Annotated in this window: 8 protein-coding genes and 1 pseudogene; 7 read left to right on the top strand and 2 right to left on the bottom strand. The window is 71.1% G+C overall.

Going from position 1 to position 8,667, the window contains the following annotated elements:
• A pseudogene (locus J7E93_RS26545) lies at nt 1–478 on the top strand (UL36 very large tegument protein); the annotation flags it as partial.
• Nucleotides 479–520: 42 nt separating this feature from the next.
• Here the strand turns inward: J7E93_RS26545 and J7E93_RS26540 are convergent.
• On the bottom strand, nt 521–1,162 hold the full coding sequence (locus J7E93_RS26540; protein ID WP_251067124.1) for a GNAT family N-acetyltransferase: 642 nt from the start codon (nt 1,160–1,162) through the stop codon (nt 521–523).
• A gap of 209 nt (nt 1,163–1,371) precedes the next feature.
• Here J7E93_RS26540 and J7E93_RS26535 point away from each other — a divergent pair, with 209 nt between their 5' ends.
• The 6 genes from J7E93_RS26535 (at nt 1,372) to J7E93_RS26510 (ending at nt 7,911) form a co-directional block, all read left to right on the top strand.
• Nucleotides 1,372–2,214 (top strand): nitrilase-related carbon-nitrogen hydrolase, encoded by an 843-nt coding sequence (locus J7E93_RS26535; protein ID WP_215072475.1) that lies wholly within the window; start codon nt 1,372–1,374, stop codon nt 2,212–2,214.
• The gene (locus J7E93_RS26530) at nt 2,211–3,491 is read left to right on the top strand and encodes an aspartate aminotransferase family protein (RefSeq protein WP_215072474.1); all 1,281 of its coding nucleotides are present in this window, start codon (nt 2,211–2,213) and stop codon (nt 3,489–3,491) included. The genes J7E93_RS26535 and J7E93_RS26530 overlap by 4 nt, the downstream gene beginning before the upstream one ends.
• A 40-nt stretch (nt 3,492–3,531) precedes the next feature.
• The gene (gene hydA / locus J7E93_RS26525) at nt 3,532–4,935 is read left to right on the top strand and encodes a dihydropyrimidinase (RefSeq protein WP_215072473.1); all 1,404 of its coding nucleotides are present in this window, start codon (nt 3,532–3,534) and stop codon (nt 4,933–4,935) included.
• 11 nt (nt 4,936–4,946) lie between these two features.
• Nucleotides 4,947–5,951 (top strand): TIGR03842 family LLM class F420-dependent oxidoreductase, encoded by a 1,005-nt coding sequence (locus tag J7E93_RS26520; RefSeq protein WP_215072472.1) that lies wholly within the window; start codon nt 4,947–4,949, stop codon nt 5,949–5,951.
• A 155-nt stretch (nt 5,952–6,106) separates the two neighbouring features.
• Nucleotides 6,107–7,099, top strand: a complete 993-nt coding sequence (locus tag J7E93_RS26515; protein ID WP_215072471.1) for a Dyp-type peroxidase — start codon at nt 6,107–6,109, stop codon at nt 7,097–7,099.
• Nucleotides 7,096–7,911 carry a family 1 encapsulin nanocompartment shell protein gene (locus J7E93_RS26510; protein WP_215072470.1) on the top strand — a complete coding sequence of 272 codons (816 nt, stop codon included), beginning with the start codon at nt 7,096–7,098 and terminating at the stop codon, nt 7,909–7,911. Before J7E93_RS26515 ends, J7E93_RS26510 begins: the two co-directional genes overlap by 4 nt.
• Nucleotides 7,912–7,940: 29 nt before the next feature.
• On the opposite strand, the gene J7E93_RS26505 is transcribed toward J7E93_RS26510, so the two are convergent.
• Complete coding sequence (locus J7E93_RS26505; protein ID WP_215072469.1) at nt 7,941–8,654, bottom strand: hypothetical protein; 714 nt, start codon at nt 8,652–8,654, stop codon at nt 7,941–7,943.
• Between the last annotated feature and the right edge of the window lie 13 nt (nt 8,655–8,667).

Raw genomic sequence — 8,667 nt, 5'->3', positions numbered from 1 at the left:
GTCAGATGTGTATAAGAGACCAGACGCCCTGCTGTGCGAGGCCGCGGCCGGGCCGCCCGCCTGGCTGCCGGCCCTCGCCGCGGAGCTGCACCGTGTGGGGCTCGGAGCGGACTGGGCCACCCTGCTCTGGGAGGCGGCTTCGCTGCCGCCCGACCGCCTCGCCTCCGTGGCCGGCGCCCTCGCGGACGCGGGCCGCGCCCAGGACTGCGACCAGCTCCTTCGCCAAGGGGTCGCACGCCCCGTGGAGGAGCTCGCGGGAGCCTGCGCCGCCCTCCAAGCCGAGGGCCACCATCGCGAGGCGCACGCCCTCCTCACCGCGTTCGTCCGGGTCCGCACGCCCGAGGACGCCGCCCGCCTCGCGAGCGCCGACCCGCACGGCCTCGTTCCACAACTCCTGCACGCGGCCCGCGCGGTGTCCCCGGCCCGTGAACGGGACGTCCTCCATGCCCTGCGGGTGGCCGGACTCGCCCGGCCGTGACCTCCCGCACCGTGCCGAACACCCGGGCCGGCCACAGGGGTGTCAGCCCTCGCCGCCGGCGCTGCCGGGTACGTCCGGCGCGTCCAGGTCCAGGATCATGTCGAAGGACCGCTGACCATTGGCCTCGGTGAAGGAGCCGACCGTCCGGAAGCCCTGCTTCGCGTAGAAGCGAAGAGCGCGCGGATTGTCGGCGAGCACCCCGCCCCACAGAATGATCCGCTTCCTCCCGAAGCGCCGTGCGACGTCCACGACGAGGGGGAACACCCGCGTCCCCACCCCCTTCCCCTGGTAGTCGTCCGCCAGGGTGGGGCCGAAGCGGCAGTCCGTCGCCGCCGGCTCGACGCCGGCCTCCCGGAAGCGCGCGATGTCCGAAGGCGGAAGGTCGAGACTGAACTCGAGCAGGCCCACGATCCTGCCGGACGGCGCCTCCTCGAGCACCAGCCTGAGCTTGTCGTACCGCGCGATCGCGGCGCACAGCCCCCGGGCCGCCGTGAGGTCGTACCCGTCGAAGCGGCTCAGCCGCCTCGATTCGGCCGACAGGCCCGCGAGGAAACCCGCCAGGCCCTCCGCGTCGCTGTGGGTGAGCGGGCGGAAGGTGACGAGCCGGCCGTCGCGCACCTCCAGGGCGCGGGTCAGGACCCTCGGATCCGCGGCGACCGCCGCCAAGGTCAGCACTCCGCTCATCCTTCCCCTCCATCGGTCACCGTCAACCGGAACAGACACGGACGTGTCGGTGTGTGTCCGACGTGGACCACTCGGGTATGAAACATGATCGACTCCGGCGGTTCACGGCGGTGGTCTTGCTCCGAGGTGTGACGGGGCTTACGTTCTCCTCCTACGCACCGCGTCTACGTGCGTAGAGGCTCTCTGACGCCGTGCCGAAGGAGCAGCTCATGACCCACGTCGTACGCGCCGCGCTCGTCCAGGCGACCTGGACCGGCGACAGCGAATCAATGATCGCCAAGCATGAGGAGCACGCCCGTGAGGCGGCTCACCAGGGCGCCCAGGTCATCGGATTCCAGGAGGTGTTCAACGCCCCCTACTTCTGCCAGGTGCAGGAGCCCGAGCACTACCGCTGGGCCGAGCCCGTGCCGGACGGTCCGACCGTACGCAGGATGCGGGACCTCGCCCGCGAGACCGGCATGGTGATCGTCGTGCCCGTCTTCGAGGTCGAGGGCTCCGGCTTCTACTACAACACCGCCGCCGTCATCGACGCCGACGGCTCCTACCTCGGCAAGTACCGCAAGCACCACATCCCCCAGGTCAAGGGGTTCTGGGAGAAGTACTACTTCCGCCCCGGCAACATCGGCTGGCCGGTCTTCGAGACCGCCGTCGGCAAGGTCGGCGTCTACATCTGCTACGACCGCCACTTCCCGGAAGGATGGCGCCAACTAGGACTCAACGGAGCCCAGTTGGTCTACAACCCCTCCGCCACCCACCGCGGTCTCTCCTCCCACCTCTGGCAGCTGGAACAGCCCGCCGCCGCCGTCGCCAACGAATACTTCGTCGCCGCCATCAACCGCGTCGGCCAGGAGGAGTACGGCGACAACGACTTCTACGGCACCAGCTACTTCGTCGACCCGCGCGGCCAGTTCGTCGGCGACGTCGCCTCCGACAAGACCGAGGAACTCCTCGTACGCGACCTCGACTTCGGTCTCATCGACCAGGTGCGGCAGCAGTGGGCGTTCTACCGGGACCGCCGCCCCGACGCGTACGACGGGCTGGTGCAGCCGTGACCAGCCTGTACGACCGGCACAAGGCCGTCATCCCCGACTGGGTCGCCCTCTACTACCGCGACCCGATCGAGATCACCCATGGCGAGGGCCGCCACGTCTGGGACGCCGAAGGCCGCAGGTACCTCGACTTCTTCGGCGGCATCCTCACCACCATGACCGCCCACGCCGTGCCCGAGGTCACCAAGGCCGTCGCCGAGCAGGCCGGCCGGATCATCCACTCCTCCACGCTCTACCTCAACCGCCCGATGGTCGAGCTCGCCGAGCGCATCGCCACCCTCTCCGGCATCCCCGACGCCCGGGTCTTCTTCACCACCTCCGGTACCGAGGCCAACGACACCGCCCTGCTGCTGGCCACCGCGTACCGGCGCTCGAACCAGATCCTGGCGATGCGCAACAGCTACCACGGCCGCTCCTTCTCCACCGTCGGCATCACCGGCAACCGCGCCTGGTCCCCCACGAGCCTCTCCCCGCTGCAGACCCTGTACGTGCACGGCGGCGTCCGCACCCGCGGCCCCTACGCCCAGTACAGCGACGAGCGGTTCATCGAGGCCTGCGTCGCCGACCTCGAGGACCTTCTCGGACACACCCGGGACGTCGCCGCGCTGATCGCCGAACCCATCCAGGGGGTCGGCGGCTTCACCTCGCCGCCCGACGGTCTCTACGCCGCCTTCCGCCGGGTCCTGGACCGGCACGGCATCCTGTGGATCACCGACGAGGTGCAGACCGGCTGGGGCCGCACCGGCGATCACTTCTGGGGCTGGCAGGCGCACGACCAGGCCGGACCGCCCGACGTCCTCACCTTCGCCAAAGGCATCGGCAACGGCATGTCCCTCGGCGGCGTCGTCGCCCGCTCCGAGATCATGAACTGCCTGGACGCCAACTCCATCTCGACCTTCGGCGGTTCACCGATCACCATGGCGGCCGGCCTCGCCAACCTCGGCCATCTCCTGGAGCACGACCTCCAGGCCAACGCCCGACGCGTCGGCGGCCTGCTCATCGAACGGCTGCGGGCCGTGGGCGCGGGCGTCGAGGCGGTACGGGAGGTCCGCGGGCGCGGCCTGATGATCGGCATCGAGCTGACCGTACCGGGCACGGACGAGGCCGATCCGGCGGCGGCCGCGGCGGTCCTGGAGGCCTGCCGCGAGAACGGGCTGCTCATCGGCAAGGGAGGCGGCCACAACACCTCCTCCCTGCGCATCGCCCCGCCGCTCTCCCTCACCGTCACCGAGGCCGAAGAGGGCGCCGCGATCCTCGAACAGGCGCTCAGGGAGCTGTAGTCCACCCGCACCCCGCCACGCCCATGTCAGGGGGAGAACCGTGAGTACCCGTACCCTCATCCGCGGCGGACTGGTCGTCACCGCCGCGGACGAGCTCCACGCCGACGTCCTGATCGAGGACGGCCGGATCGCCGCCCTCGCCGCCCACGGCTCGGACGCCGCCGCCCGCTGGACCGCCGAGCGCACCATCGACGCCACCGACCGCTACGTCATCCCGGGCGGAGTCGACGCGCACACCCATATGGAGCTGCCGTTCGGCGGCACCTCCGCCTCCGACACCTTCGAGACCGGGACGAGGGCCGCCGCCTGGGGCGGCACCACCACCATCGTCGACTTCGCCGTGCAGAGCGTCGGACACTCCCTGCGCGAAGGCCTCGACACCTGGTACGCCAAGGCCGACGGCAGATGCGCCATCGACTACGGCTTCCACATGATCCTCTCCGACGTCAACGAGCACACCCTGGGAGAGATGGACAAGCTGGTGGAGGAGGGCATCTCCTCCTTCAAGCTCTTCATGGCGTACCCCGGTGTCTTCTACAGCGACGACGGCCGGATCCTGCGCGCGATGCAGCGCTCCGCGCACAACGGCGGGCTCATCATGATGCACGCCGAGAACGGCATCGCCATCGACGTCCTCGTCGAACAGGCGCTGGCCCGCGGCGAGACCGATCCGCGCTACCACGGCGAGGTCCGCAAGGTCCTGCTGGAGGCCGAGGCCACCCACCGGGCCATCCAGCTCGCCCGGGTCGCCGGGTCGCCCCTCTACGTCGTGCACGTCTCCGCCGAGGAGGCGGTGCAGGAGCTGGCCGCAGCCCGCGACAAGGGGCTCAACGTCTTCGGCGAGACCTGCCCCCAGTACCTCTTCCTCTCCACCGACAACCTCGCCGAGCCCGGCTTCGAGGGCGCCAAGTACGTCTGCTCGACCCCGCTGCGCCCCCGCGAGCACCAGGAGGCGCTCTGGCGCGGCCTGCGGACCAACGACCTCCAGGTCGTCTCCACCGACCACTGCCCCTTCTGCTTCACCGGCCAGAAGGACCTGGGGCGCGGCGACTTCTCCAAGATCCCCAACGGTCTTCCGGGCGTCGAGAACCGCATGGACCTGCTCCACCAGGCCGTCGTCGACGGGCGGATCAGCCGCCGCCGCTGGATCGAGATCGCCTGCGCGACCCCGGCCCGGATGTTCGGCCTCTATCCGCAGAAGGGCACGATCGCGCCCGGGGCCGACGCCGATGTCGTCATCTACGACCCGCACGTCCGCCAGACCCTGTCGGCGGAGACCCACCACATGAACGTCGACTACTCCGCGTACGAGGGGAAGACCGTGACCGGCCAGGTCGAGACGGTCCTCTCCCGTGGCGAACCGGTCATCGAGCAGCGGAAGTTCACCGGCCGCGCCGGGCACGGTGTCTTCATCCCGCGCTCCACCTGTCAGTACCTGAACTAGGAGAAGCAGCCGTGGACTTCGGACTCGTCCTGCAGACCGACCCGCCCGCCTCCGCGGTCGTCGGCCTGATGCGCCGGGCGGAGCGCAACGGCTTCCGCTACGGCTGGACCTTCGACTCCGCCGTGCTCTGGCAGGAGCCCTTCGTCATCTACAGCCGCATCCTGGAGCACACCACCAGACTCCGCGTCGGCCCGATGGTCACCAACCCCGGGACGCGCACGTGGGAGGTGACCGCCTCCACCTTCGCCACCCTCAACGACATGTACGGCAACCGGACCGTGTGCGGCATCGGCCGCGGCGACTCCGCCATGCGCGTCGCCGGCCGCAGACCGAACACCCTGGCCCGGCTCGGCGAGGCCATCGACGTCATCCGGGACCTCGCCGAGGGCCGCGAGGCCGTCGTCGACGGCAATCCGATCCGCATCCCCTGGGTACGGGACGGGAAGCTGCCGGTCTGGATGGCCGCGTACGGCCCGAAGGCGCTGGCGCTCGCGGGACAGAAGGCCGACGGCTTCATCCTCCAGCTCGCCGACCCCTTCCTCACCGAGTGGATGGTCAAAGCCGTCCGGCAGGCCGCCGCCGACGCGGGCCGCGACCCCGACGCGGTCACCGTCTGCGTGGCCGCGCCCGCCTACGTGGGCGAGGACCTGGCGCACGCCCGTGAGCAGTGCCGGTGGTTCGGCGGCATGGTCGGCAACCATGTCGCGGACCTGGTGTCCAGGTACGGCGAGCACTCCGGGATGGTGCCGGAGGAGCTCACCGCGTACATCAAGGACCGGCAGGGCTACGACTACAGCCACCACGGCCGCGCCGACAACCCCTCCACCGACTTCGTCCCCGACGAGATCGTCGACCGCTTCTGCCTGCTCGGCCCGCCGCAGGCGCACATCGAGAAGCTGCGGCGGCTGCGGGAGATGGGCGTGGACCAGTTCGCCGTGTACGCCATGCACGACGCGAGGGAGGCCACCATCGACGCGTACGGCTCCGAGATCATCCCGGCGATCAACGCCCTGTGAAGGTCACCATCACCCCCGCCACCTGACCGGGAGCGGCCGTGATCAGGTGGCCGGCGGGCGGGGAAGGCGCTTCGGACTGCGTACCGGCCCAGGGGTGGATACCCTGACGCCGTCCTCTTCGCGCCTTTTGTCACTCATTGACCGGTGGGAGTCGTATGGCCACCACGCAGCCCGTCGTCGTACCGCCGTCGAAAGCCGCGGTGTTTCTGGTCGCCACCCTGGCCCCCGGCGGTGAGGCCACCGTGCGGGAAGGGCTCCAGGAGCTGGCGGGGCTGACCCGCTCGGTGGCGTTCCGCGCCCCCGACGCCGAGCTCACCTGCGTCACCGGCATCGGCTCCGCAGGATGGGACCGCCTCGTCGGCGGACCACGACCGCGTGAGCTCAGGCCTTTCCAGCCGCTGCACGGCATCCGCCACCGCGCGCCCGCCACACCGGGCGACCTCCTGTTCCACCTGCGCGCCCGGCGCCTGGACCTGTGCTTCGAACTCGCCCGGCTCCTCGTGGAGAGGCTGGGATCCGCGGTGACCGTGGTCGACGAGGTGCACGGCTTCAAATACTTCGACGAGCGCGACCTCCTCGGCTTCGTCGACGGCACCGAGAGCCCCGGCGGCGAGAGGGGGGCCGACGCCGTCTTCATCGGCGACGAGGATCCGTCGTTCCGTGGCGGCAGCTACGTGATCGTGCAGAAGTACGTCCACGACATGACGGCCTGGCAGTCCCTCACCGTCGAACAGCAGGAACGCGTCATCGGACGCACCAAGATGACCAACGTGGAAATGCCCGACGACATCAAACCGGCCGACTCGCACGTCGTGCTCAACTCGGTCGTCGACGACGACGGCACCGAGCAGAAGATCGTGCGCGAGAACATGCCGTTCGGACAGGTCGGCCGCGGCGAGTTCGGCACCTACTTCATCGGCTACGCGCGCACACCCGCGGTGACCGAGAAGATGCTGCGCAACATGTTCCTCGGCGACCCACCGGGCAACACGGACCGCATCCTCGACTTCTCCACGGCCGTGACCGGCGGCCTCTTCTTCGTACCCGCCGCCGACCTCCTGGAGGACCTCCCCTCCCCGTCCCCCGCGGCCGCCCACGACGGCCGCTCCCTCGGCATCGGCAGTCTGAAAGGAGCCGGAGCGTCATGACGACCCCCGCCGCCACGAACAACCTGCACCGCGGACTCGCCCCGATCACCCCCGAGGCATGGGCGCAGATCGAGGAAGAGGCCCGCCGCACCTTCCGCCGCCATGTCGCCGGCCGCCGGGTCGTCGACGTGCCCGACCCGGCGGGGCCCGGCCTCGCCGCCATCGGCACCGGCCACCTCGCCGAGATCGCGTCGCCCGCCCCCGGCGTCACGGCCCGCGTGCGCGAGGCGAAACCGCTCGTCGAACTCCGCGTGCAGTTCTCCGTCAGCAGGGCCGCCGTCGACGACGTCGAGCGCGGCGCGAACGACTCCGACTGGCAGCCGGTGAAGGACGCGGCGCGCGCGATGGCGTTCGCCGAGGACCGCGCCGTCTTCGACGGGTACGCGGCCGCCGGCGTCGACGGGCTGCGGGACCGGAGCTCGAATCCGGTACTGGACCTCCCCGCCGAACCGCGCGACTACCCCGACGCGATCAGCCGCGCCCTGACCTCCCTGCGACTCGCCGGAGTCGGCGGCCCGTACGCACTGCTCCTGGGGGCGGAGGAGTACCGGGCGGTGAGCGAGACCTCCGACCACGGCTATCCGATCGCGGCGCATCTGGCCCGGATGCTGGACGGCCCGCCGATCTGGGCGCCGGCGCTCAGCGGAGCCTTCGTCCTGTCCACCCGCGGCGGCGACTTCGAGCTCCGTCTCGGCCAGGACGTGGCGATCGGCTACACCTCCCACGACGCGAAGGCCATCGAACTGTACTTCCAGGAAACGCTGACCTTCCTGACCTACACGGACGAGGCCGTCGTCGTACTGAAGCCCTGAGCCGCCCCGTGAACCACTGGCTGCCGGGGCTACAGCGCGTCCACGGCGCTGACCTTCCAGCCCCGCGGGGTGCGCTCGAGAGTCATCCGTACGCGGTTGAGGTCGAGGCGCGGCGTGGAGACCTGGGTGCTGGTGGTGACCTGGTTCATGAAGAGCAGGACGACGGCCCTGTCCGGGGAGGCCGACACCACCGACGACGCCGGGGAGGCGTCGCCGCCCGGCGGCTTCGCGAGGGTCGCCTTGACCACGCCGTGGTAGCTCTTGGCGGCGGGCGCGACCACCGTCGTGGTGGTCCTGCCGTACTCGTCGAGGAACGGGCCGGTGAGGTGGGAGCGGGCCGCCGCGAAGTCGCGGTCCAGGTGCCGGTAGTCGTACGACAGGATGACCGGGGCCGCCTTGTGCGCCGCGGCCAGCGCGGCCGTGCGGGCCTGTGCCGTGCGTTCGGCCTCTCGGTACTCCAGGCCCAGCACCGTGGTGGCGGCCACGGCGAGCAGGACCAGGACGGCGAGCACCCCGCCGAGCAGCCCGGGCCGGCCGCCCGTCCGGGCGGGCCCGGGCTCCGGGTCCGCCTCGGGAGCCGGGTCCGGGGCCGGCTCCTGCCCGGACGCCGCCTCCCCTTCCGTGTCGGGGTCCCGGTCCGGGCCGGGTCCCGGGTCGGTGGTGGGCTCCTGGGGCTGCCGGGCGCGTTCGGCGCGCCTGGCGGCGGCGCGGAGGGTTGCGGCTCGGAGGGTCGGGTTCGCCACGGTGGATCTCCTG

Origin of the sequence: Streptomyces sp. ISL-36, from assembly GCF_018614205.1 — a bacterium.
Lineage (GTDB): Bacteria > Actinomycetota > Actinomycetes > Streptomycetales > Streptomycetaceae > Streptomyces.
The sequence above is the reverse complement of the archived record's forward strand: the minus strand, read 5'-3'. Positions and strand labels throughout refer to the sequence as shown.

Bases quoted from the DNA above. Each gene is read 5' to 3' on its own strand.
- J7E93_RS26540 (WP_251067124.1), bottom strand. From the start codon at position 1,162: ATGAGCGGAGTGCTGACCTTGGCGGCGGTCGCCGCGGATCCGAGGGTC.
- J7E93_RS26535 (WP_215072475.1), top strand. From the start codon at position 1,372: ATGACCCACGTCGTACGCGCCGCGCTCGTCCAGGCGACCTGGACCGGC.
- J7E93_RS26515 (WP_215072471.1), top strand. From the start codon at position 6,107: ATGGCCACCACGCAGCCCGTCGTCGTACCGCCGTCGAAAGCCGCGGTG.
- J7E93_RS26510 (WP_215072470.1), top strand. From the start codon at position 7,096: ATGACGACCCCCGCCGCCACGAACAACCTGCACCGCGGACTCGCCCCG.